At 63.4% G+C, this 21,860-nt stretch carries 20 protein-coding genes; 9 read left to right on the forward strand and 11 right to left on the reverse strand.

What is annotated here, in order from left to right; translation table 11 throughout:
* Positions 1–5 precede the first annotated feature (5 nt).
* Positions 6–938, forward strand: coding sequence for a LysR family transcriptional regulator (locus AAGT95_RS21440; RefSeq protein ID WP_342595078.1), 933 nt, complete (start codon positions 6–8; stop codon positions 936–938).
* Positions 939–1,064: 126 nt separating this feature from the next.
* Complete coding sequence (locus tag AAGT95_RS21445; protein ID WP_110599010.1) at positions 1,065–1,511, forward strand: Lrp/AsnC family transcriptional regulator; 447 nt, start codon at positions 1,065–1,067, stop codon at positions 1,509–1,511.
* Positions 1,512–1,530: 19 nt separating this feature from the next.
* Here AAGT95_RS21445 and AAGT95_RS21450 read toward each other — a convergent pair whose 3' ends face one another.
* The 5 genes from AAGT95_RS21450 to AAGT95_RS21470 all read right to left on the reverse strand — a co-directional run bounded on the left by AAGT95_RS21450 (position 1,531) and on the right by AAGT95_RS21470 (position 7,156).
* Positions 1,531–3,114 carry a gamma-glutamyltransferase family protein gene (locus AAGT95_RS21450; RefSeq protein WP_342595079.1) on the reverse strand — a complete coding sequence of 528 codons (1,584 nt, stop codon included), beginning with the start codon at positions 3,112–3,114 and terminating at the stop codon, positions 1,531–1,533.
* A gap of 69 nt (positions 3,115–3,183) precedes the next feature.
* The gene (locus AAGT95_RS21455; protein WP_342595080.1) at positions 3,184–4,506 is read right to left on the reverse strand and encodes a TRAP transporter large permease subunit; all 1,323 of its coding nucleotides are present in this window, start codon (positions 4,504–4,506) and stop codon (positions 3,184–3,186) included.
* The gene (locus tag AAGT95_RS21460; RefSeq protein ID WP_110598672.1) at positions 4,496–5,068 is read right to left on the reverse strand and encodes a TRAP transporter small permease subunit; all 573 of its coding nucleotides are present in this window, start codon (positions 5,066–5,068) and stop codon (positions 4,496–4,498) included. The genes AAGT95_RS21455 and AAGT95_RS21460 overlap by 11 nt, the downstream gene beginning before the upstream one ends.
* Positions 5,069–5,151: 83 nt before the next feature.
* Positions 5,152–6,243, reverse strand: a complete 1,092-nt coding sequence (locus tag AAGT95_RS21465) for a TRAP transporter substrate-binding protein (protein ID WP_110598673.1) — start codon at positions 6,241–6,243, stop codon at positions 5,152–5,154.
* Positions 6,244–6,700: 457 nt separating this feature from the next.
* Positions 6,701–7,156 (reverse strand): hypothetical protein, encoded by a 456-nt coding sequence (locus AAGT95_RS21470; protein ID WP_342595081.1) that lies wholly within the window; start codon positions 7,154–7,156, stop codon positions 6,701–6,703.
* Between the two features lie 99 nt (positions 7,157–7,255).
* Here AAGT95_RS21470 and AAGT95_RS21475 point away from each other — a divergent pair, with 99 nt between their 5' ends.
* Positions 7,256–7,699, forward strand: a complete 444-nt coding sequence (locus AAGT95_RS21475) for a MarR family winged helix-turn-helix transcriptional regulator (RefSeq protein ID WP_110598675.1) — start codon at positions 7,256–7,258, stop codon at positions 7,697–7,699.
* Positions 7,700–7,800: 101 nt separating this feature from the next.
* On the opposite strand, the gene AAGT95_RS21480 is transcribed toward AAGT95_RS21475, so the two are convergent.
* Entirely contained in the window at positions 7,801–8,343 is a 543-nt protein-coding gene (locus AAGT95_RS21480; RefSeq protein WP_342595082.1) for a DinB family protein, read from the reverse strand.
* Between the two features lie 682 nt (positions 8,344–9,025).
* Here AAGT95_RS21480 and AAGT95_RS21485 point away from each other — a divergent pair.
* Positions 9,026–9,877 (forward strand): transporter substrate-binding domain-containing protein, encoded by an 852-nt coding sequence (locus AAGT95_RS21485; RefSeq protein ID WP_342595083.1) that lies wholly within the window; start codon positions 9,026–9,028, stop codon positions 9,875–9,877.
* Positions 9,878–9,977: 100 nt separating this feature from the next.
* Here the strand turns inward: AAGT95_RS21485 and AAGT95_RS21490 are convergent, their stop codons facing one another.
* The 3 genes from AAGT95_RS21490 to dbpA form a co-directional block, all read right to left on the reverse strand.
* Positions 9,978–10,985: an NAD(P)-dependent alcohol dehydrogenase gene (locus AAGT95_RS21490; RefSeq protein WP_342595084.1), complete on the reverse strand. Its 1,008-nt coding sequence runs from the start codon at positions 10,983–10,985 to the stop codon at positions 9,978–9,980.
* Positions 10,986–11,123: 138 nt separating this feature from the next.
* Positions 11,124–11,984: a PA4780 family RIO1-like protein kinase gene (locus tag AAGT95_RS21495; RefSeq protein ID WP_110598678.1), complete on the reverse strand. Its 861-nt coding sequence runs from the start codon at positions 11,982–11,984 to the stop codon at positions 11,124–11,126.
* Between the two features lie 32 nt (positions 11,985–12,016).
* On the reverse strand, positions 12,017–13,384 hold the full coding sequence (gene dbpA / locus AAGT95_RS21500; RefSeq protein ID WP_342596564.1) for an ATP-dependent RNA helicase DbpA: 1,368 nt from the start codon (positions 13,382–13,384) through the stop codon (positions 12,017–12,019).
* Between the two features lie 310 nt (positions 13,385–13,694).
* On the opposite strand from dbpA, the gene AAGT95_RS21505 reads away from it, so the two are divergent.
* Positions 13,695–14,423, forward strand: a complete 729-nt coding sequence (locus AAGT95_RS21505) for a YebC/PmpR family DNA-binding transcriptional regulator (protein WP_110598680.1) — start codon at positions 13,695–13,697, stop codon at positions 14,421–14,423.
* A gap of 96 nt (positions 14,424–14,519) precedes the next feature.
* Here AAGT95_RS21505 and AAGT95_RS21510 read toward each other — a convergent pair whose 3' ends face one another.
* Entirely contained in the window at positions 14,520–15,110 is a 591-nt protein-coding gene (locus AAGT95_RS21510) for a BPSL1445 family SYLF domain-containing lipoprotein (RefSeq protein ID WP_342595085.1), read from the reverse strand.
* Positions 15,111–15,348: 238 nt separating this feature from the next.
* On the opposite strand from AAGT95_RS21510, the gene AAGT95_RS21515 reads away from it, so the two are divergent.
* The 4 genes from AAGT95_RS21515 (at position 15,349) to AAGT95_RS21530 (ending at position 20,131) form a co-directional block, all read left to right on the forward strand.
* Positions 15,349–16,350: an ABC transporter ATP-binding protein gene (locus AAGT95_RS21515; protein ID WP_110598682.1), complete on the forward strand. Its 1,002-nt coding sequence runs from the start codon at positions 15,349–15,351 to the stop codon at positions 16,348–16,350.
* Positions 16,347–17,108 (forward strand): ABC transporter permease, encoded by a 762-nt coding sequence (locus AAGT95_RS21520; protein ID WP_110598683.1) that lies wholly within the window; start codon positions 16,347–16,349, stop codon positions 17,106–17,108. The genes AAGT95_RS21515 and AAGT95_RS21520 overlap by 4 nt, the downstream gene beginning before the upstream one ends.
* Before the next feature lie 83 nt (positions 17,109–17,191).
* On the forward strand, positions 17,192–18,223 hold the full coding sequence (locus AAGT95_RS21525; protein ID WP_110598684.1) for a nucleoid-associated protein: 1,032 nt from the start codon (positions 17,192–17,194) through the stop codon (positions 18,221–18,223).
* A 288-nt stretch (positions 18,224–18,511) separates the two neighbouring features.
* Positions 18,512–20,131 carry a methyl-accepting chemotaxis protein gene (locus AAGT95_RS21530; RefSeq protein WP_342595086.1) on the forward strand — a complete coding sequence of 540 codons (1,620 nt, stop codon included), beginning with the start codon at positions 18,512–18,514 and terminating at the stop codon, positions 20,129–20,131.
* A gap of 81 nt (positions 20,132–20,212) precedes the next feature.
* On the opposite strand, the gene AAGT95_RS21535 is transcribed toward AAGT95_RS21530, so the two are convergent.
* Entirely contained in the window at positions 20,213–21,676 is a 1,464-nt protein-coding gene (locus tag AAGT95_RS21535) for a catalase (RefSeq protein ID WP_110598686.1), read from the reverse strand.
* Between the last annotated feature and the right edge of the window lie 184 nt (positions 21,677–21,860).

The raw sequence follows: 21,860 nt of genomic DNA on the forward strand, positions 1-21,860 counted from the left end.
ACGAAATGAGCCGCCTCAACTATCATCACCTCTACTACTTCTGGCGCGTGGCCCGGGAAGGCAAGCTGACCCAGGTGGCGGACTCGCTGCACCTCTCCCAGAGCGCGCTCTCTGCGCAGATCCGCAAGCTGGAAGAACGGCTGGACAAGCCGCTGTTCGAGCGCCGCAACCGCGCCCTGGTGCTGACCGAAGCGGGCCGCCGGGTGTTCAACTACGCGGAGGCGATCTTCACCAAGGGCGAGGAGCTGGAGTCGCTGATCAGCCGTGGTATCGAGCCCGAGTACCAGCGCCTGCGCATCGGCACCCTCTCCACCATGTCGCGTAACTTCATCGAGAGCTTCGTCGCCCCGCTACTCCATCAGCCCGAACAGCGGGTGCACTTCAGCCTGCACGCCCGCGGCATGGCCGACCTGCTCGATGGCCTGGCCCGTCACGAATTCGACGTGGTGCTCACCAATACCCAGCTACCCTCGTCGCATTCGCAGGCCGCCGCCTGGCAGAGCCAGCTACTGGCGCGCCAGCCGCTCTCGATCATCGGCCCGCCCGGCACCGCCCCGGGCACACCCTTCCCCACCGGCTTCGAAGACAGCCGCTGGATCCTGCCCGGCGAGCATCACGAGATTCGCCGCGCCTTCGATGGCCACTGCAGCCTCTACCAGTATCGGCCGAAGATCCTCGCCGAAGCCGACGACATGGCCATGCTGCGTCTGCTGGCCCGCGACAGCGGCGCGCTGAGCGTGCTGCCGGAGGTGGTGGTCAAGGACGAGCTGCAGCAGGGGCGGCTGACGCGCCTGGAGCAGCTCCCCAACGTGTTCGAGAACTTCTACGCCATAACCCTGCCTCGGGAGTTCATGCCGGGAGTGGTCTCGGAGCTGCTGGCCCGGCCATTGGGGGATATGGCCTCGACTGATCAACCGCCACCTGGTCATCACGCATGAGGCAGCGTCAATGCGGATCACCGCGTGCCCGCGCGAAGGAGAGGAGACGCCCGCCCGGGCTATCCGAAAGTCTCGAGCGAGCGTATGTTGAGTCGGTCCCAATCGACGCACCGACGCCTGCCCGCCATGAACAAACTCGATAACGCCCTGCTCAATCTGCTGCTCAAGGATGGCCGCATGTCCTATGCGGACATGGCCCGCGAGCTCGACATTTCACGGGCCCACGCTCGCGATCGGGTGCAGTTGCTGGTGGAAAGCGGTGTCATCGAACAGTTCACCGCCGTGGTCAACCCGTCGAAGCTCGGCAAGATCATCTCGACCTTCGTCGACCTGAAGGTCGCGCCCTACGCCATCGAGGCGATGGCAGCCGAGCTGGCGGAGTGCCACGAGGTCATCAACCTCTACATCATGAGCGATCTTCGCAGTCTCCATATGCATACGCTGACGGACAGCCAGGAGACCTTCGATCGTTTCGCCCGCGAACATATCCTGGGCCGCCAGGAGGTCATCTCGGTGAACTGCACCACGCTGATGTCCCGCGTCAAACACGGGCGCGGTGGCGCCAAGATCTGAGTGCTGCAGGGGCGCGCCATCAATCGCCCTCGACACTGCCGTCGCTGCGCGGGTCGGCACCGCCCTCCAGGCGCCCGTCGGCATGGCGAGTGATGCCGCCAGCATGCCCCATGGTGTCACTATAGGCGTCGATGACATCCACCTGATGGCCAGCCTGGCGCAAGGCCGCGATCAATGTCGGATCGAAGCGCGACTCCAGCTTGAGTGACGTCGTGCCCTCCCCCCAGGTTCTCCCCAGCAACCAGCGCGGCGCATCGACGGCCTGCTGCAGCGGCTGACCGTAGACCACGTGCCGCGTGAAGACCGCCGACTGGGTCTGCGGCTGCCCTTCGCCGCCCATGGTGCCGTAGACCATGGTTCGGCCGTCGTTGAGCCGCGCCAGGGCCGGGTTGAGTGTATGGAACGGCCTGCGCCCGGGCACCAGCGCCTGACGCGCCTGCGGATCGAGTGAAAAGCCGATCCCCCGGTTCTGCCACAGTACCCCGGTGGAGGGTAATACCACGCCGGAACCGAACTCCCAGAAGGTACTCTGAATGAAGCTCACCGCCCGCCCCTCACCGTCGATACACCCCATCCAGATGGTATCGCCAGGTTCGCCTGCGTGCGGCCAGGCCAGCGCACGGGCCGGATCGATCCGCGCCGCCAACCGATCCAGAGTGGCGTCTGCCAGCAGGTCGAGTGGATCGACGTCCATCCAGCGGGGATCGGTCACATGCCGATCTCGCACCAGAAACGCCTGCTTGGTGGACTCGACGAGGGCATGAACGTAATCGAACCCCTCGGCTTCAGCGATTTTCAGACGCTCGAAGAGCCCCAGGATCATCAGTGAGGAGACGCCTTGCGTGGGCGGCGGTAGATTCCACACCTGCCCCTGCTTGAGGCTCAGCGACAGCGGTGTGACCGCCCGCGGCGCGTAGCCGGCGAGATCGGCCCGGCGCAGCGGGCTGCCGAATCGCTCCAGCTCCTCGCCCATGGCCGTTCCCAGCTCGCCCCGATAGAAATCCCCCAGGCCGGCGTGCGCCAGCCGTTCGAAGGTCGAGGCCAGGGTCGGTTGACGAAACGTCTCGCCCTGCTGCGGCGCCGCGCCCTCGCTAAGCAGATGGCCGGCAAACCCGGGAACGTCCGCCAGCTCGCCGAGCTTGGCCGCCGTCAGTGCCGCCTGCCCCCGTGTCACGGGAACTCCCTGACGCGCATGGGTGATCGCCGCCTCGAACAGCCGTGGCAGCGGCAACGTGCCCCCCCAGCGGCGCGAATGCGCGAGGGCCATCTCCCACCCCCCCACCGTCCCCGCCGTGGTCAAGGCGGCCAGCGGACCGCGGGCGGGAATGCCGGCCTGCCCGGCGTAATAATCCATATCCGCCAACTGCGCGGCGGCGCCACAGGCCTCGATGGCGACCGGTGTCCTGCCGGGTTCGGAGATGAGCCAGAAGCCATCGCCGCCGATCGAGTTCATGTGCGGATAGACGGTGGCGATGGTCGATGCCGCCGCCACCATTGCCTCGATGGCATTGCCGCCCTCGCGCAGGATATCGCGGCCGGCCTGAGCAGCCAGATAGTGAGGCGCGACGACCATGCCGCGACTGGGCTTGGCATTACTCTGCATGGATCGTGATGCTCCCTGTATCCAAGGTATTGACCGAAACGCCGGCCACTGGGCACCCGCCCTGGCGGATCACCAGCCGATCGCCTTGGGCAGCCAGGTGACCAGCGCAGGCATCAGGCATAGCAGCGCCAACGTCAGGAACTGGATGCCGATGTACGGCAGCACGCCGACATAGATATCCCGCGTGGAGATCTCTGGTGGCGCCACCCCCTTGAGGTAGAACAGCGACCATCCGAACGGCGGGGTCAGAAACGAGGTCTGCAGGTTCATCGCCACCAGAATGCAGAGCCAGGCGAGATCGACCCCCTGGGCCTGAAAATAGGGCAGCAGCAGCGGCATCACGATGTAGGAGATCTCGATCCAGTCGAGAAAGAACCCCAGCAGGAAGACCAGCGCCATCATGAACAGAATACCGCCCCAGACTCCACCGGGCAGAAACTCGAACAGCGAATCGATCAGTCGATCGCCGCCCAGCCCCCGGAACGCCAGGCTGAAGACCTGCGCAGCGATCAGCACGAACAGCGTCATGCCGGTGATCTTGAAAGTCGAGATGACGGTGTCGCTCATCACTCTCCGAGTCAATCGACCGGTGCAGGCCACCAGCACGATGGCACCGATCGCGCCGACTGACGCCGCCTCCGTGGGCGCCGCCACACCCCCGATGATCGACCCGAGCACCAGCACGATCAGCACCAGCGGTGGCGCGACCACCTTGGCCAGATCGATCATCAGCGTACGGTTGTCGACCGTCGCGCGTTCAGCGGCACCGATCGGCGGCATCGTGTCCGGCTTCAGCTTGGCCATGATCACCAGATAGAGCACGTAGAGTCCGGACAACAGCAGTCCCGGGATCAAGGCGCCCGCGAACAGCGTACCGACGGACTCGCCGGAGATGTCCGCAAGTACGATCAGCACTAGGCTGGGTGGAATGATCTGACCGAGGGTGCCGGCCGCACAGATCGTGCCGCAGGCCAGCGCCTTGTTGTACTGGCGCGCCAGCAGCGTCGGCAGGCTGATTAACCCGACGGTGACGACGGTGGCCGCCACGATGCCGGTGGAAGCCCCCATCAGCACGCCGACGATGATGATGGCAACCGTCATGCCGCCCGGGCGCGCACCGGCGACATGGCCGATGACATCGAGCATGCGCTCGGCCAGCCGCGACTTCTCCAGCATCACGCCCATGAATACGAACAGCGGAATGGCGAGCAAGGTGTAGTTGGTGACGACCCCATAGACACGCAGCGGCAGGAGCCCGAACAGCGAGGTCCCGAAACCGAACACCCCGAACACGATACCGCTGGCGGCCAGGGCAAACGGCACCGGGATGCCGATCAGCAACAAGGCAAAGAGCGCCAGCACCATGCCGACGGCCATCATCTCAAGCCCCATCACGCACCTCCGGCGAGTGTCCCGCCATCAGCGTGATCAGGTCGAGCAGGCCCCGCACGAGGCCCTGCCATGCCACCAGGGCGAAGCCGAGCGGCACGAAGGCCTTGATCACGTAGCGAGCCGGTAGCCCACCGGGATCGGGAGAGCCTTCATTCAACGACCAGGACTGATAGACAAAATCCAGGCACATCCAGGCCAGGAACAGCATGCTCGGCACGACGATCAGCAGCGAGATGATGATGTCGAGAACCTGCCGGGCACGCGGGCTGTAGTACTGATAGAAAATATCGACCCGCACGTGCTCGTTCTGCTGGAAGGTGTAAGAGGCGCTGATCATCGCGATGACCGCCAGTAGATGCCACTGCAGCTCCTGCTCGGCCACGGACCCCACGTGCCAGACGTAGCGGAACAGCACATCGCCAGCCACCATCAGCACCAGCGCTAGCGTCAGCCATGCCGTGGCGCGACCCAGCCGCTCCATGCCGCGATCCAGACCGCGCAGGCAACGGACCAGGCCGAGCGCGAACGGCTGGCTGCCGCGATCGGTTTCCATCGTAGTCATGACGTCAATATCCCCTGGACAACGAGAGATCGAGCCCCGGCCGACGCTCGGCCAGAGACTCGCCAAAGCGGATGATTCCCGGCTCAGAGATCGAGGTTGAGAACGACCTTTTCGCTGACATCCAGCCAGGATTTCGCCGTCTTCATGAAGTCGAAGTAGGCGGTATTGACCTTGGCGACCATGGGGTCCTTGGCGGCCTCTGCCGACAGGGTATCCATGGTCACTTCGCGCAGTCTGGGCAAGACGCCGTCGGGTAGCTGGCGTACCGTCACGCCCTGATTCTGGGTCAGGTCATTGAGCGCTTCGGAGTTGTTGGCATTGCACCAGGCGAAGCTGATCTCGTTGCAGGCAGCAGCGCAGTTCTGCACGACGGCCTTGAGGTCGTCCGGCAACTGCTCCCAGGCGCTGGCATTGATCAGCAGCTCCGACACGTTGGAGGGCTCGTGCCAACCGGGGGTGTAGTAGTTGCTGGCGGCATTTTGCAGGCCCAACTGCCGGTCGAGATAGGGGCCGACGAATTCGGCGGCATCGATGACACCACGCTCCAGTGCCGGGAAGATCTCACCACCGGGCAACACCTTGACATTGACGCCCAGCTGCTCGTAGACCTTCGCCGACAGGCCGGCGATGCGCATGCGCAACCCTTTGAAGCTGTCGATGTTCTCGAGCGGCTTCTTGAACCAGCCGGTCATCTGCATGCCGGTATTGCCGACCGGCAACGCCTTGAGCCCGAAGTCGGCATAGACCTCGTCCCACAGTGCCTGCCCGCCGCCGTGGTAGAGCCAGGCGTTGACCATCATGACGTCCATGCCAAAGGGGACGGCGGTGAAATATTGCGCGGCGAAAGAGCGCCCCGACCAGAAGAACGAGTTCCCCCAGTTCATCTGCACGGTACCACTGCGTACCGCATCGAAACCGCCCAACGCCGGCACCAGCTCACCGGCCGGGAAGAAATCGATCTTCATTCGGCCACCGGATGCCGCTTCGACCCGCTTGGCAAAATCGCTGGCCGATCCCGGCCCGGCGGAATAGAAAGGCGCCCCTGCGGGATAGGCGCCGGTCATGCGCCAGTGAACTTGCTGCGCCTGCGCACCGCGCGCAACCATCGGCGCCGCGGCCAGGCCCACCAGCGCTCCGGCACCCGTCTTGATGAAATCCCGTCGTTTGTAGGTCATTGCACTGTGCTCTCCGCCGAAAGGTTGTTCGCATCACACTCGTGACGTCCTGAACAACCCATGGCAAGCGCCGTGCCAATATGTCGAAAAACCACTCATCCCTTTGATTTTTATATCTAATTCGTTACCGATCCAGGCTCTCGATCAACCCCATCCCGCCTCTGTCGACGCACCACAGCAGCGCCGGGTTTCAAGGCATGAAATGGACAATCGGCGAAAGAAAAGACGTCTTGCTTGCGTATGTCAGAATCCCTGATCGCTGCACGGAAAAATCCGCTGGGTCGGTGCCCCGAATCGGTAGCACTTGTAAAGCTGGCATCAAAATGATCAGCACTCTCCATTTCAGTGCAGTTTTCACACGCCCTACCCGTCGGCAGGCCACTACTCCCAAGTCGCGTACTGGGTCCCCATACTGATCACGGCTAGCCGAAGCGGTCGCACCCGTTGGAAAGCAGCGCTAGCGGTTAGCCAACGTTGAGCGTCTAAACCTACCGCTCATCTTGAAACCGTCTCGCATGTTCATGCCCATCAAGACGAGATTGGTCGCACCGGCCAGCAATTCCGCGCCTTGCACCAGGTAGAAAGCGGTATCGAAAGCGCCTGCGGATGCCCAGCGATCGAGAAACACGGCGCAGGGCATGAGCACCAAAATGCCATTGATGGCAATAAAGGGCATTCTCATCTTCTTGCGTCGTACGAGCTTCCCACTTCTGGATTTCGCCAAGGCAAAACCGCTACCGCCGGTCAAGGCAATGGCGGGCACCAGCACCCACAAGCCTGGCCACACGACGAGGCTTTTGACGGTCGCGATGGATGCTGCCGTGCCGAACAGCTCGACGAGAACCGTCGCGGAGAAGAACGTGGCAATGCACAAGATGGCGAGGGTGGCTGCCAGCCGATGGAGCATGAGCATTCTGGTTTCCTCCGGGAGGAGCGATTGGTAACATGTTGTCATCATGCGAGTAGCAACCAAGGTTGTCAACATGTTGTCAAACTGCCGGAGGAATCGCCGATGAGCGACGCTCAGAAAGGCCCGGTGTTCACCGAGATTGTTCTCGAAGTCTTCAAGCTGGGCGGGCTCCTCGTCAGTGAGGGCGACCGCATGGGGGCGGAATATGGCATCACCAGTGCCCGATGGAAGATCCTGGGTGCCCTTTCCCTGGCGGGTGAACCGCAAACCGTGCCGCAGATAGCCAGAAGCATGGGGCTGACACGGCAAGCCGTACAGCGCCTCGTGGATGCCATGCAGGAGGATGACCTTCTGTTATTCCAAGACAATCCGGGGCATAAGCGCGCAAGACTGATCAGCCTCTCGGACCTCGGAAAAACGGTCTATTCGAAGCTGTATGAAAAGCAGTCGGGCTGGGCCAAGACATGCTCGGCAGGCATCACCCAGGCGGAACTCGAGACCACACTGTCTGTGCTCGAGCGCATTTCCGGCGCGATTGACCGCTGACGAGGCTTCAGGTGACGGCCTAGCGATCAAAAATAACGCGCAGCCTTGCGGCGATCTTGGGTCGTGCAGCGCTGGAAATATCGCCCGACCAACGCGGCGGGTCATACACCAATGTCATTCGGAATCAGAGCCAGCAGATCAGTGACGCCAACATCCTTGCCGGCCTGTGACAACAAGGTAGATGCCTGGCCGCGATGGTGGGTTTGGTGATTGAAAAAATGAAGAACCAGGCTCGAATACCGCTTGTGGAAAGTCATCCCCTGGCTATTGCGATAGGTGAGGACGATATCCAGATCATCGTCAGACAAACCGGCTATCCAACCGATGATCTTCTGGTCCAACCAAACCCGGCGCTCAGACAGACGCTCGATATCGTCAAAGAGAATCTGATCCAGGCCGGTCGGATGCGCCAGGTCAACCACCTCGCGCAGCGAGGTCAGGCAGGCGGGATGCTCGGCAAACCGCTTGAGCCAGATAGTGTCGGCAACGAGGATATGGTTCAGGGTTCCCAGAATGGAACCGAAAAAGGCGCCTCGATCCATGGCTAGATCGTTGGCAGAGAGGAGACTCGCAGCTTCATAAACCTTCGAGTTCATCCACTGATTGTAGGAAGCCAGCAACCCAAAGTGATCTTTCAGAGTCATCACAGATTCTACTCAAATAGAGCTGCCGGGTAGGAGAGCATCGGAATTGCCTGCTTCCCTGGCGCATCTGACGGAAAGAGGTCTGCTGCAGTGGCCCATCGCAGAATACGAAGTATGCGCTAGCTGCGCCTGCGCTGGATAGGCTTTGCCGGTGTCCGCAGCCCGCTGGGTCGTAGCTCGAGCGAGGCATTCTGCGGCGCTATCACCCCTACCGGTGCATGCAGTGATGGCGGGCTGCCATCCCTGCGGTAGTCCCTTGCGTGTGAAGCTGGGCCATAAAGCCATCTTGAGTGCGGTCATTGTCTGACAGTCACGTCGAGAACAACGCCAACCGAAGCGGGCGCCATCCACCCACCATCTTTTGTGATGTGAATCACCGCAAAGCCCCTTGGACATACGCTTTGAATGCAATCTCCGCCCTATCGGCAACGTGCTGTATTGACGGGATATTCCGAAGATTTCTTCGAAGAGCATGCGGCGTCTCGGATCGACCTCTCGCCAGACCTGAGCATCCGGCAGGTGGTGGCGCCGCTGGATGATTCGCAGAACATATCTGGGTCGACGCCCGCCTTCCCATCGCGGGCGGCTTGCGGCACGCTATTCGGGTAGGGCCATCCGCTGCCCCGCACTATCAACAATCGCTCGGCACCGATAACAACCTCACAACTTCAAGGATCTTTCCGTGACACCACGTTGCTTCGCGACTCGTGAGCTGGCCTGTCTGACGCTGCCCGCCGTTGCCCTGTTCACCGCGCTATCGTTCATCGCCTCGCCGGCCAACGCCGCCACCCAGGCCGAGACACCACAGCACGTGCGAATCGCCGTCGACGTGCCCTATCCGCCGTTCGAATACCGCAATGCTGCCGGTGAGCTGGAGGGGTTCGAGATCGATCTGGGCAACATTCTGTGCCAGCGCGCCAAGCTCGACTGCGAATGGGTGGTGCAGGGCTGGGACGGCATCATCCCCGGCCTGCTCTCGCGCAAGTACGACGCCATCATGTCGTCGATGCGGATCACCCCGGCGCGGGAGCGCCAGGTGCTGTTCACGCGCCCCTATGCGATGTCGCCCAAGGTGTGGGTCGCCCGCCGCGGCGAGACGATCGATCTCGACGACCCCGCCTCGTTGAAGGGGTTGTCGGTCGGCGTGCAGCGCGGCACCACCCAGGACAGCTACATCACCCAGCAATACGCGGACACGCTCGACATTCAGCGCTACGCCACCGCGGCCGATGTGGCGCTGGACCTGGAGTCGCAGCGGCTCGACCTGGCTTTCCTCAACTATCCCGTGGCGCTGGATTCACTGGAGATCGGCAGTCCCGACAGCCAGTTCGTCCAGGTGGGCCCGCGCATCGACCGGCCGGAGTCGATCTTCGGCAAGGGCAACGCCATCGCCGTGCGCCCTCGCGACCAGGATCTGGCCGACATCTTCAACCAGGCGCTGGATGGCGTTTACGCTGACGGCACGTTCGAAACCCTGATGCACCAGTATTTCGACTACGACCTGCGCCCCGCTTCCCGCAAGACGGATAGCTGACAGCGATCGGAAAGTGTGAAAAAGCGCCGCCGGACAGCCATCTGTCCGGCGGCGCTTGCGGTTTACCTCAGGTGGCCACGCCAGTGATTGGCGCTAACGATCAGAACTCAAGGCAGATCTTGCCGAAGTGCTTGCCGGACTCCTGGTGACGGAAGGCATCGGCGATTCGGTCGAGCGAGAACGAACTGTCGATGATCGGTTTGAGTCCGGTGATCTCGAGGGCGCGGATCATCTCGATCTGATGACGGCGACTGCCTACGATCAGCCCCTGCAGCCTGGCCTGCTTCGCCATCAGCTTGGAGGTGGGAATATCGCCGCCGCGACCGGTCAGGACACCGATCAGCGAGATGTGGCCGGCAATGGCCACGGCATCGATGGATTGCGGCAAGGTGCCCGGTCCGCCGACTTCGATGACGTGATCGGCACCGCGGCCGCCGGTCAGCGCCTGGACTTTCTTGCCCCATTCCGGCTCTTCGCGGTAGTTGATGGTGTGATCGGCGCCCAGCGCCTTGAGTCGGGCGATCTTCTCCTCGGTGGACGAGGTCGAGATGACCCTCGCCCCCATCGCCTTGGCCAGCTGCAACGCGAAGATCGAGACACCGCCGGTCCCCAGCGTGAGCACGGTATCGCCGGCCTTGAGGCCACCATCGACCACCAGCGCGCGCCAGGCGGTGAGGCCGGCCGTGGTCAGCGTGGCCGCTTCGGCGTGGGTATACCCCTGGGGCGCATGGGTGAACCAGTGGGCGGGGCGTACCACCTGCTCGCGGGCGTAGCCATCGACGCCGTCCCCCGGCACCGTCTTGAAGTCGGCCACGCGCGCCGGACCGTCGAGCCAGTGGGGGAAGAAGGTCGAGACGACGTGATCGCCGCTGGCGAACTCCGTGACGCCCTTGCCGACGGCCTCGACGACGCCCGCGCCGTCGGCCATGGGGATTCGACCTTCCTCGGTCGGGGATTTTCCGCTGGCGACGACATAGTCGTGGAAGTTGAGCGAACTGGCGTGAAGGCGGACGCGGATTTCTCCCGGGCCCGGCTCTCCCGGCCCTTCGACCTCGTGCAGCTTGAGCTGGTCCAGGCCGCCGGGAGACTTGAGATTGATGACTTGCATGGGGCACTCCTCGAACGCGACGACCTCGAAGGATCGCCTGATGGTGTGCTCAGAGTGTAGACGCTCCCCTCCCGCCCCGATCAAGCCGGGCCGACGACGCCCCGCTTTTTGCCGGCATGACAGCTGCCTCGTCGCCCACTACCACGCCGGCTCGTCGTCATCCTGCTCCCGCGCCTGGCGCTCCGCCGCTTCTTCGCGGGCGGCGTCGATGACCTGCATGACATCGCTGACATCGACGAGCGTCGCATCCGGCACGAACCGACCCGTGAGCCGAACCTCGGGGTGGAGCTCGCCCGCCTCGTAGAGCGCCCAGATCTCCTTGCCGTAGTCGGTCTTCAGCAGTGCCGGTTCGAAGCGACCGAAGTAGCCGCGCAGATTGTCGACGTCGCGCACCAGCATCCAGGGCGCGTTGTTGTTGCCCGCCGCATCCACCGCCTGGGGCAGGTCGATGATCACCGGCCCTTCGGCACCGACCAGAATGTTGAACTCGGACAGGTCGCCGTGGATCAGCCCCGCGCACAGCATCTGGACGACCTCGCCGATCAGGCGCTGGTGATACTCGAGCGCCAGCTCCGGCGTCAATTCGACGTCATCGAGACGTGGCGCAACGTCGCCATCGGCATCGACGATCATCTCCATCAGCAGCACGCCGTCGACGAAGCCGTGAGGCGTCGGTACTCGCACGCCCGCTTCGGCGAGGCGATAGAGCGCGTCGACTTCCGCGTTCAACCAGGCAGACTCCTGCTCGCGCTGGCCGTAGCGGGTCTTCTTCGACATCGCCCGCGCGCGGCGGCTGTTGCGCACCTTGCGGCCCTCCTGGTAGGCCACCGCCTGCTTGAAGCTGCGCTGCTTGGCTTCCTTGAACACCTTGGCACAGCGCAGCTCGTCACCGCAGCGAACCACGAAAACCTGGGCCTCCTTGCCACTCATCAGTTGACTGACGACCTCGTCCACCAGGCCATCCTCGACCAACGGCTGCAATCGCTTGGGTACTTTCATGCTTTCGCTATCCTCACAGGTCCTCGCTATCCTCAGCGTCCGATTCGGCGCACCCGACAGCTGCGCCCTTTCAGTTTACCGGCGCTCAACGTCGTCAGCGCCTGCTTGGCGATACCGCGCTCGACCGCGACATAAGCGCTGCGATCGAGCACCTTGATCTTGCCCACCTGGTCGCCTTCGATGGCGTCGTCACCGTTGGTCAAGGCCCCCAGCACGTCACCCGGGCGGATCTTCTGCTTCTTGCCGGCGTCGATCTGGAGCGTCGCCATGCGCGGTTGAAACGGTTGCTGTCCGGCGCCGGCACGGCCAGGCAACGGCTCCACCGGCAGTCGTTCACCCAGGAACGCCTCGAGACGTTCGAGTCGATAGGCCTCCTTCTCGGTCAACAGCGTGCAGGCCACGCCGCTCGCGCCGGCACGCCCCGTTCGACCGATCCGATGCACGTGCACCTCCAGTTCACGGGCGATCTGGTAATTGAATACCGCATCCAGGGCGTCGATATCCAATCCGCGTGCCGCCACGTCGGTCGCGACCAGCACCGAGAGACTCTTGTTGGCGAACCGAATCAGCGTCTGGTCGCGATCGCGCTGCTCGAGATCGCCGTGCAGCGCCTCGGCGCTGAATCCCATGGCGGCCAGTTCGTCCGCCACCGCCTGGGTCTCGCGCTTGGTATTGCAGAACACCACGCTGGATTCCGGCCGGTAGTGCAGCAGCAGCTGGCGCAGGGCCGCGAGACGGGCCGACTCGTCGGCGACCTGATGGAAATGCTGGTGAATGCTCTGCTCGTCGTGGGTCGAGGCCACTTCCACCGTCACCGGCTCCCGCAGCATGCGTTCGGCCACCGGCCGCACGCTGTCACCATAGGTGGCACTGAACAGCAGCGTCTGGCGTGTCGCCGGCGTCGCCGCGACGATGGCATCGAGGGCGGCCTGAAATCCCATGTCGAGCATGCGGTCGGCCTCATCCAGCACCAGCACGCCGAGCGCGGACAGGTCCAGCGAGCCCTTGCGCAGATGCTCTTCGATGCGACCCGGCGTGCCGACGACGACGTGCGCCCCATGGGAGAGCGAGTTCAGTTGCGGGCCCAGCGGCGCGCCGCCGCAGAGCGAGAGAATCTTCACGTTGGCCAGCATGCGGGCCAGCCGGCGCAGCTCCTCGGCGACCTGATCGGCCAGCTCGCGGGTCGGGCAGAGCACCAGCGCCTGGACCTGGAACCGGGCGACCTCGAGCGCCGACAGCAGGCCGAGCCCGAACGCCGCGGTCTTGCCCGAACCGGTCTTGCCCTGGCCGATAACGTCCCTGCCGTCCAGGATCGGCGGCAGGCTGGCGGCCTGGATCGGGGTCATCGTCAGATAGCCCAGCGAGGCGAGATTGTCCTGCAGCGCCGGCGGCAGCGGCAGCGACGAGAACGGCTCGGGCGGCTGCGCCGAGGATGACTGTTCCTCGCCGCGGCGCGTCTCGTGATGGTCGGTATCGGGCACGGCAGGCGCTCCTGGTCGAGATGAAGGGATCGATGCAGTCAACCGGCGGACGCCTCGGTCTCGCCATGTCATGCTCGGGCGCGGCAGAATAACAGAGCACGGCGAGATTGACGCCGTCTCGTCGCCCGGGGGTGGTCAATTGGTGCGGAAAAGGCCAAATAATCCTGCAACATCGGCGCGATGTTGCGTAAAATCTCGCCCGTCGTTGACAACCTGATAGGTAGTGACAATGGGTAGGGCCTTCCAGAATCGCAAGGAATCCATGGCCAAAACGGCCGATGCCAAGACCAAGGTCTACAGCAAGTATGGTCGCGAAATCTATGTCTGCGCCAAGTCCGGTGGCACCGACCCCTCCGGCAACCTGACGCTGCGCGGGCTGATCGACAAGGCCAAGAAGGACCAGGTCCCCTCGCACGTGATCGACAAGGCGATCGACAAGGCCAAGGGCAGCGGTGGCGAGGACTTCTCGGCGGCACGCTACGAAGGCTTCGGTCCCGGCAACTGCATGGTGATCGTCGAGTGCCTGACCGACAACCCGAACCGGACCTTCGGCGACGTGCGCGGCTGCTTCACCAAGACCAAGAGCAAGATCGGCACCCAGGGCACGGTCAGCCACATGTTCGACCACTGCGCGATCTTCGCCTTCGCCGGAGACGACGAGGAGGCCGTGCTCGAGGCGCTGATGGAGGCCGATGTCGACGTGACCGACATCGAGAGCGAGGAGGGTCGCATCACCGTCTTCGCGCCGCACACCGACTACGCCAAGGCCAAGCAGGCACTGCTCGACGCCTTCGGCGAACTCGAGTTCGAGGCCGACGAGATCCAGTTCCTGCCCCAGACCCATACGCCGGTCGAGGGCGATGACGTGGCGATGTTCGAGAAGTTCATCGACATGCTGAACGATCTCGACGACGTGCAGAACGTCTATCACAACGCCGAGCTGCCCGAGAGCGCCTGAGGCCCTCGCGCCCGCCGTTCTCCCGGCTCGCTGCCAAAAGAAAACCCACCTCACGGTGGGTTTTCTGCGCTGGGCCGGTGAATCACTCCGCTCGCCTCAGGGGCTGACCTTGGAGATCTTGGCACCGTTGAGCGAAACGCCACCCTGAATGCCCTGGTTGTTCATCACGAACGCCACCACCTCCTTGTTGGCGGTGTTGTTGGTGATCTGGCCGTTGGCACCGATATCCGCCACCGCGACCCCGGCACTGGCGCCTACCGACCAGCCGTTGTCGCTGCGTACCCGATTGAGCGCCTTCTCGGTCATCAGCATGTAGACGATGGCCTGGGACTGGGCCCCGGCCTGGAAGCCGATCGAGCCGCTGGTGGTGGTGTAGTAACCCGCCTTGGAGCCATCGATCAACAGCGAGCCGTCGCCATGGCTGGCGCCGACGATGAAGCTGGCGCCCAGCACGCCCGGGAACACCAGTACGCCCTTCGCGCGCTCCGCCAGCGAGCGAGCCTCCGGCACCGAACGGTAGAGCCGGTCCAGCGTCTGCTGGACGTCCTGGTCGAGCTGCTGGCGCTGGGCGAGGCGGCTCTCCCGGTCGGCGGTCGTCGTCGTGGTACAGGCGGACAACGCCGTACCGCCGAGAATGGCAGCGAACAACACGATGGCAGTGCGATGAAGGAAAGAAGAACGTGGCATGAATGGCCTCCTTGCTGATACGAGCTCGGTCTCTTTTCGACACCGGCCTTATCGATAAGATTTTTTATGTTGCCTGTTCGTTATAGACAACTCTGCGCCATTACGCCCGTTTACGCCCTGGCAGGCCCCCTTTCACGCTTTTCCGGCCCCATCGGCACGCTCCCGCTCTCCACGGGTCCAGCCGGCGCGCTTTTTCGCCTACAATGATGGCCCCTCACGTCACGATGTATCGCCTTTCATGAATCACGAGACGCCCACAGCGCCAGCGCACCAGGCCAAAGCCGACTCCCCCGCCGACCGGCCGGCGCCGGTGATCGCCATCTCCGGTCTCTCCAAGCGCTACGACTCCGGTTTCGAAGCGTTGAAGCAGATCGACCTGGAGATCCAGCGCGGCGAGATATTTGCGCTGCTCGGTCCCAACGGGGCCGGCAAGACCACCCTGATCAGCATCATCTGCGGGCTGGTCAATGCCACCGGCGGCAGCGTCGTGATCGACGGTCACGACAGCGTCACCGACTACCGCGCGGCCCGCGCCAAGATCGGCCTGGTGCCCCAGGAACTGACCAGCGATGCCTTCGAGACGGTCTGGAACACGGTGCGTTTCAGTCGCGGCCTGTTCGGCAAGCCGCCCAAGGACAGCCATATCGAGCAGGTGCTCAAGGCGTTGTCGCTCTGGGACAAGCGCAAGAACAAGCTGATCACGCTCTCCGGCGGCATGAAGCGCCGCGTCCTGATCGCCAAGGCCCTGGCGCACGAGCCGGAGATCCTGTTCCTCGACGAGCCCACCGCGGGTGTCGACGTCGGGCTGAGGCGCGACATGTGGGAAGTGGTCAGGGAGCTTCGCAACAGCGGCGTGACCATCATCCTGACCACGCACTACATCGAGGAAGCCGAGGAGATGGCCGATCGGATCGGCGTCATCAATGGCGGCGAGATCGTGCTGGTACGGGAGAAAGCGGCGCTGATGCGCCAGCTCGGCAGCAAGCAGTTGACGCTGCACCTGCAGACGCCGCTGGCCAGCGTGCCGCCCGCGCTGAGCCACCACCCGTTGACGCTGGCCGAGGACGGCAATGTGCTGGTCTACACCTACGATGCCAGCGAGGCCGGCGATAGCGATCACGTCAGCATCAGCGCGCTGATCAACGAGATCGAAGCCGCCGGCATCCGCTTCAAGGACCTGCACACCAAGCAGAGTTCGCTGGAAGATATTTTCGTCAACCTGGTCAGAGAGCGTCCATGAACCTGCAAGCCGTCCGCTCCATCTATACTTTCGAAATGGCCCGTGCCGGGCGCACGCTACTGCAGAGCCTGATCTCCCCGGTCATCTCGACCTCGCTCTACTTCGTCGTGTTCGGCGCCGCCATCGGCTCGCGCATCCAGGAGGTCGAGGGGGTCAGCTATGGCGCCTTCATCGTGCCCGGGCTGATCATGCTGATGCTGCTGACGCAGAGCGTCTCCAACGCCTCCTTCGGCATCTTCTTCCCCAAGTTCACCGGCACCATCTACGAGGTGCTGTCGGCACCGATCTCGTACTTCGAGATCGTGCTCGGCTATGTCGGTGCCGCCGCCTCCAAGTCGGCCATCCTGGGGCTGGTGATACTGGGCACGGCCAACTTCTTCGTCGACCTGCATATCCAGCATCCGTTCATGATGATGCTGTTTCTACTGCTGACCGCCCTCACCTTCAGCCTGCTCGGCTTCATCATCGGGATCTGGGCGGACAGCTTCGAGAAGCTGCAACTGGTGCCGCTGCTGATCATCACGCCACTGACGTTTCTGGGTGGGAGCTTCTATTCGATCGATATGCTGCCGCCGTTCTGGCAGGCGGTGACGCTGGCCAATCCGGTGGTCTATCTGGTCAGCGGCTTCCGCTGGAGCTTCTATGGCATCAGCGACGTCAGCGTGATCGCCAGCCTGGTCATGATCGGCGTCTTCCTGGCCGTCAGCCTGGCCGTCATCAGCTGGATCTTCCGCACCGGCTATCGCCTCCGTCCCTGAGGAGGGCCGGCCAGGACACGTCATCGTCTTTCTCGCGGGCTGCCGGCCGGTGGCCCGCCCTTTCACGCTTCACGAGCCATCTCATGCCGATACTGCAGACCTGCGCCCACCGCGTCGATAAACCGGGCGACGACCAGCCCGCCACGCTGACAAGCGGCGAAGCCATGCGCGACACCGCCACGGCGGAGTCGCTGCTGGCCGCGTTCAACTCGAGCTTTCACGGCAAACCCAAGGCGTGGGGGCACTTCGTCGAAAGTGAGGCGGAAGATAGCGATGACACCAACGGCGAAACGGCGTCATCGTCGCGTTTCGCCTACGAACTGGCGCGCTATCGACGCGGCGAGGTCAACTTCACCGACTTCACCCGCCAGATCACCGAAAGCCTGACGCCGCTGATCGACGCCCATCTCTCGATCGGTGGCCACTGGTGGTTCGTCCACTCGCGCCAGGGCGAGGCGGAAACCCTGACTATGACACTGCTCCATCAGCGTGACGGCTATGGGTTCGATCCCGATCTCAACATCGTTCCCGCCCAGCAGCTCAATCTGGGCCAGTTGATGCTGGCAGCGCGGATCGACCTGACCCAGTGGCAACGGGGAGAGTCACGCCAGTACATCACCTACGTGCAGGATCGGGGCAACAAGAAACTGGTGGAAGCCTTTCGGCAGTGGCTGGGATGTCAGGAGGGCGTCAATGCCGGGGCCGAGACGCGTACCCTGCTCAAGGCGTTCAGCGACTACGTGGAAAACGAGGATCTGCCCGAGGAGGCGAGCCGGGAGAAGACCGACACCCTGATCGACTATGCCAATGCCCAGGCCAAGCGCGGCGAGCCGATCACGCTGGACGAGCTCTCCGAGCTGGTCGACGAGCAGCACCCCAAGGCGTTCTACGACTACATCCGCAATCAGGATTACGGCCTCGCCGCGGAAATTCCGCCGGACAAGCGCACCCTGCAGCAGTTCAAGCGCTTCGCCGGGCGCGCCAGCGGCGTTTCGATCAGCTTCGACTCCCATCTGCTCGGCAACAGCATCGAATACGACGACGAGCGGGATCGCCTGATCATCAAGCAGGTACCCGATCAGTTGAAGGACCAGATCAAGCAGCGCGGTCACTGAGCCGCCCCCCTCGCGCGGCGTCCAGGAGACGCCGCCCCTCTTTCCCTCTTTCCCTCTTTCCCTCTTTCCCTCTTTCCCTCGTCCCCGCCCACCATCCTGCCGCGTCGACGCCACCTGTCGCTATGGATCGACACCTCTCGAAACTGAGTCGCCACCGCGCATCTTTTAGCGTCGACAAAAATTAAATTGCACTTCAATAAAAATTGAATTTTGCCGATAGGAATTTAACTACGCGGGCCCGCGTGGCAACACGCGCCTTATCTGAAAAAGTGCTTTGAGGGACCAAACATGAGAATTGCGCTCCATAGCGTCAAAGCCCGGCTATTTCTGGCGTTGGGCCTGATCATCCTGCTGCTGATCCTGATCGGCGTGCAGGGCGTCTTCAGCAACCGTCAGACCCAGCAGGCGATGCAATCCATCGTCGCGGAGAACGTCCAGGCAATGATTCAGCTCTCCACGATGCGGGGTGCCACTGGCGACAATCGCACCATCTTCGCCAGGGTTGGGGCCGGCAATCTCTCCGACGCCCAGCGCCAGGAAGTCGAGGAGAACCGCCAGCGCGTCGACGATGCCTGGAACAGCTACTACCCGGCGCTGGTGTCGAGCGACACGGAGCGGCAACTGGCCGATCGCTACCAGCAGCAGCTACAGGCGCTGCGTACCGATCTGGACGGAGGTCAAGCTAGCGAAGCGCAGGTCAACCAGGGCTATGCCAACCTCTACGAGACGATCACCTCGCTCTATCGCGGCGCCCGGCAGGCCACCCTCGACAGCTACCAGCAGAGCGTCAAGGAGTATCAGTTCAGCCGCAACGTGATCATCGGCGCCATTCTGTTCGGCCTGCTGATCGCCATCGCCATCGGCTGGTGGCTGAGTCGTGGCATTCTCAGACCCTTGCGGGAGGCCACGACGTTCTCCGAGTCGCTGGCCAACGGGGATCTCGGCGTGCGCCTCAATGCCAGTTACCGCGACGAGTTCGGCCGCATGCTGGACACCATGGCTTCGATGCGGGACAAGCTGTCGAGTGTGATCGGCGAGGTCGCGCGCAATGCCAGAAACGTCGAGTCGATCTCCGCGGAGCTGGCGGCCGGCAACGAGAACCTGAGCCAGCGCACCCAGGAGCAGGCCGCCAGTCTGCAGGAGACCGCGGCGGCGCTGGAGCAGATCACCAATACGGTCAAGCAGAACGCCGACAACGCCTCCCAGGCCGACAGCCTGGCCGGGCAGGTCAGCAGCCAGGCCAGGCAGGGCGGAGAAGTGGTCAATGAAGCGATCACCGCGATGCAGGAGATCGACAACTCCAGCAAGCAGATCGCCAATATCATCGGCCTGATCGACGAGATCGCCTTCCAGACCAATCTGCTGGCGCTCAACGCCTCGGTCGAGGCTGCCCGTGCCGGCGAGCAGGGCCGGGGCTTCGCGGTGGTGGCCCAGGAGGTGCGTCAACTGGCGAGCCGCAGCGCCGACGCCGCCGGCGAGATCAAGCAGTTGGTGTCGGAGAGTGCGCAACGGGTGTCGCGAGGCTCGGAACTGGTCAACCGCTCCGGGGAGACGCTGGCCGAGATCGTCAGCAACGTGGAAAAGGTGACGGATCTGGTCTCGGAGATCGCCGTTGCCAGCCGCGAGCAGTCCACCGGCATCCAGCAGATCAACCTCGCGGTCGGCGAGATGGACAGCGTCACCCAGCAGAATGCGTCGCTGGTCGAGGAGTCCACCAGCGTGACCGGCAACCTGCAGGGCCAGGCGGAGCGGCTGGCTCGCGAGGTCGGCTTCTTCCGTGGCTACGACGCCTCGCAGCCCATGCAACACAACCCCGCGCCGCTGCCGGTGGCCACCACCCATGCCAATGTCTCGCGCCAGCCGAAACGACCGGAAACGGCGGAGACAGAAGAGTGGTCCAGCTTCTGACGCCGCAATAACGGCAAGAGGCCCCGCTCACCAGTGGTGAGCGGGGCCTCTTGGTCATGCCGTGTCGGCCAGGTATCGGCGTTACTTGCCGCGATTGGCCTTCACACCCTCTTCGATACGCTTGCCGATCGTGGCATCGATGTTGTGCCAGTATTCGAACACCCGTGACAGCACCGGCTCCTCGACGCCACCGGAGACGTGACCGACGACGTTGTTGACCAGCCGGTCGCGAGCGGCATCGTCCATCACCTTGTTGACCAGATCGTTGGCCTGGCTGAAGTCGTCATCCGCCGGACGCAGGGTGTAGGCGGTGCGAACGAATTCGCCATCGGCCTGCCACACCGCGTCTTCCGGATAGCGCTCGGGGTCGGCCTTGGAGCCGCCTTTGCTGTTCGGCGCATAGACCGGATCGCTGGCGTTGTGCATGCGCATGGCGCCGCCCTTGCTGTAGCTGTTGACCGGCGACTTGGGCGAGTTGACCGGGATATGCTTGTAGTTCACCCCCAGACGGGCACGGTGCGCATCGGCGTAGGAGATCGAACGCGCCAGCAGCATCTTGTCCGGCGACAGCCCGGTGCCGGGCACCATGTTGTTGGGCTCGAAGGCGGCCTGCTCGATCTGGGTATGGAAATCCTCCGGATTGCGATCCAGCGTCATCTTGCCCACTTCCATGAGCGGGTAGTCGTCGTGGGGCCAAACCTTGGTCAGGTCGAAGGGGTTGAGGCGATAGGTCTTGGCATCCTCGAACGGCATGATCTGGACCTGCAGCGTCCAGGTCGGGTAGTCGCCGCGCTTGATCGCCTCGAACAGGTCGCGCCGATGGTAGTCGGCATCGCTGCCGGCCATCTGGTCGGCCTGCTCCTGGGTCATGCATTTGATGCCCTGGTCGGTCTTGAAGTGATACTTGACCCAGAAGCGCTCGCCTTGAGCGTTGACCCACATATAGGTGTGGCTGGAATAACCGTTCATGTGGCGCCAGGTGGCGGGAACGCCGCGATCCCCCATCAGCCACGTCACCTGATGCGCGGACTCCGGCGCCATGGTCCAGAAATCCCACTGCATGTCGTGATCGCGCAGGCCGTTGTCGGCACGGCGCTTCTGGGAGTGGATGAAGTGCTGGAACTTCATCGGGTCGCGCACGAAGAAGACGGGGGTATTGTTACCCACCATGTCGAAGTTGCCTTCTTCGGTGTAGAACTTCAGGGCGAAGCCGCGCGGATCCCGCCAGGTATCGGGGCTGCCGCTCTCCCCCGCCACGGTGGAGAAGCGCGCGACCATCTCGGTCTTCTTGCCCGGCTGGAGAAACTTGGCCTTGGTGTATCGGCTGACATCCTGGGTGACTTCGAAATGGCCGAAGGCCCCGCCCCCCTTGGCGTGCGGCTGGCGGTCCGGAATCATCTCGCGGTTGAAGGCCGCCATCTGCTCCATCAGGTAGTGATCGTGCAGCACGATCGGACCGTCGGGGCCTACCGATAGGGCGTTTTCCTCACTCGCTACCGGAATGCCGGCATCCGTGGTCGTCGGTTTGCGGTTGTCGCTAGTCACGATGATCTCTCCCTAATTCGACGCTGCAGGACGATGATCGACCTGCACCAATAACTGCTGCGGCGATGCCCTTTGCGGGCGGTCGCGACGAGCCGATAGCCACCTGGCCATGCAGACTCGGCTGTCAGGTTCGCGACACGATTGCCTGAATGCTGTCCTCCAGAACCGCTCGAAACTCGAGCGC

The organism is Salinicola lusitanus (assembly GCF_038648475.1).
GTDB lineage: Bacteria > Pseudomonadota > Gammaproteobacteria > Pseudomonadales > Halomonadaceae > Salinicola > Salinicola lusitanus.

Coding starts and splice junctions, on each gene's coding strand:
- AAGT95_RS21440 (WP_342595078.1), top strand. CDS start 6: ATGAGCCGCCTCAACTATCATCACCTCTACTACTTCTGGCGCGTGGCC.
- AAGT95_RS21445 (WP_110599010.1), top strand. CDS start 1,065: ATGAACAAACTCGATAACGCCCTGCTCAATCTGCTGCTCAAGGATGGC.
- AAGT95_RS21450 (WP_342595079.1), bottom strand. CDS start 3,114: ATGCAGAGTAATGCCAAGCCCAGTCGCGGCATGGTCGTCGCGCCTCAC.
- AAGT95_RS21455 (WP_342595080.1), bottom strand. CDS start 4,506: ATGGGGCTTGAGATGATGGCCGTCGGCATGGTGCTGGCGCTCTTTGCC.
- AAGT95_RS21460 (WP_110598672.1), bottom strand. CDS start 5,068: ATGACTACGATGGAAACCGATCGCGGCAGCCAGCCGTTCGCGCTCGGC.
- AAGT95_RS21465 (WP_110598673.1), bottom strand. CDS start 6,243: ATGACCTACAAACGACGGGATTTCATCAAGACGGGTGCCGGAGCGCTG.
- AAGT95_RS21470 (WP_342595081.1), bottom strand. CDS start 7,156: ATGCTCATGCTCCATCGGCTGGCAGCCACCCTCGCCATCTTGTGCATT.
- AAGT95_RS21475 (WP_110598675.1), top strand. CDS start 7,256: ATGAGCGACGCTCAGAAAGGCCCGGTGTTCACCGAGATTGTTCTCGAA.
- AAGT95_RS21480 (WP_342595082.1), bottom strand. CDS start 8,343: ATGACTCTGAAAGATCACTTTGGGTTGCTGGCTTCCTACAATCAGTGG.
- AAGT95_RS21490 (WP_342595084.1), bottom strand. CDS start 10,985: ATGCAAGTCATCAATCTCAAGTCTCCCGGCGGCCTGGACCAGCTCAAG.
- AAGT95_RS21495 (WP_110598678.1), bottom strand. CDS start 11,984: ATGAAAGTACCCAAGCGATTGCAGCCGTTGGTCGAGGATGGCCTGGTG.
- AAGT95_RS21505 (WP_110598680.1), top strand. CDS start 13,695: ATGGGTAGGGCCTTCCAGAATCGCAAGGAATCCATGGCCAAAACGGCC.
- AAGT95_RS21510 (WP_342595085.1), bottom strand. CDS start 15,110: ATGCCACGTTCTTCTTTCCTTCATCGCACTGCCATCGTGTTGTTCGCT.
- AAGT95_RS21515 (WP_110598682.1), top strand. CDS start 15,349: ATGAATCACGAGACGCCCACAGCGCCAGCGCACCAGGCCAAAGCCGAC.
- AAGT95_RS21520 (WP_110598683.1), top strand. CDS start 16,347: ATGAACCTGCAAGCCGTCCGCTCCATCTATACTTTCGAAATGGCCCGT.
- AAGT95_RS21525 (WP_110598684.1), top strand. CDS start 17,192: ATGCCGATACTGCAGACCTGCGCCCACCGCGTCGATAAACCGGGCGAC.
- AAGT95_RS21530 (WP_342595086.1), top strand. CDS start 18,512: ATGAGAATTGCGCTCCATAGCGTCAAAGCCCGGCTATTTCTGGCGTTG.